General features: G+C 39.2%; 2 protein-coding genes. Both read left to right on the top strand.

Translation table 11 applies throughout. The features are described 5' to 3' along the window. Positions 1-643 (top strand): peptidase M16 family protein (locus GCCT14_RS05130; RefSeq protein ID WP_204592961.1); only part of this gene is annotated, 643 nt, incomplete at its 5' end. Between the two features lie 30 nt (positions 644-673). After that, on the top strand, positions 674-1,061 hold a 388-nt coding region (locus GCCT14_RS05125), incomplete at its 3' end, for a hypothetical protein (RefSeq protein WP_157952652.1).

The following is a 1,061-nucleotide window of genomic DNA, read 5'->3' as shown; positions in this document are numbered from 1 at the left end:
TGCAAAAGCAATATCAGTACTGATGCGTAACAAACCATCCCCCCTTCTTCAGGGAGAGTCCTTTCACAAATTTTTGAAAGAAAGGAATGGTTCATTTGACGTAGAAGTATTTCCAGACTCAACCTGCTACTTATTAACTTGTCCAACACAATATGTACCTCAGTTTCTTCCAATTCTAGGGAAACAATTCGCGAACTTTTTCCTAGATATTAAAATGGGACTGCCAGAAATAGAAATCTTGAAGAACTGCCCTTATTCGGTTGGAGAGGAATTTGCAGAATGGTTGGCGGATTCAGATATTTATAGAAATCAGAAGGCTTTACTGCAATTGTTAAGGGAAGATCATCCTTTGCAATTCATTACAAATGGAGCGATTCAGTCCCAGGAGTGCCTTTCTATCAGGAATTGGATGCGTTGGCAATATGCACCGCAGGATGCTACTTTAATTTTATTCTCACCACAAAAACTTGATAAACTAGTCGACTTGGTTGCAGATTCATTTTCGTATCTTCCTGTCGCTTCCAACTTTTCAAGGAAAGAAACGGTTCCTGTTAGCATTGAAGAGTCTAAAGCCTTCTTCTTCATCTCTAATGAAGAGACGAAAAGTTTATCTCTTGTGTGGGAATTTCCTATAAATATCTGAATCCGCCAACCATTCTGCAAATTCCTCTCCATGCAAGAAATGTATGAGGCAGTCCTTTTCTTAGGTAGAAAATCCAATGATTCACTTTACCAGCTTCTGCGCAGAAAGGGATGGATTTACGATATGAATGTAGAGTGGAAATCAATGCGACAAGTTCCGGAAATGCTTATATTGACATTTCAGCTATCAAGGGAGGGGCTAGTTAATTGGGAGCAAATTCCTATCACCGTATTCGATTCTCTCACACACCACTTAAATGACAATTATTCTGTTCAGAGAATTTTAAAAGAGGGTCGCGTTATTGGAACATTGCAGCAATCCTATCCTACATACACAGACTTAAAATTCTGGCTTCGTCGCTGCGCAAACCAATTAAGAAAAGAATCTGTCGAAACATTTCCATACCAAAGCACAATCC

Source organism: Candidatus Similichlamydia epinepheli (genome assembly GCF_003056015.1).
The sequence above is the reverse complement of the archived record's forward strand: the minus strand, read 5'-3'. Positions and strand labels throughout refer to the sequence as shown.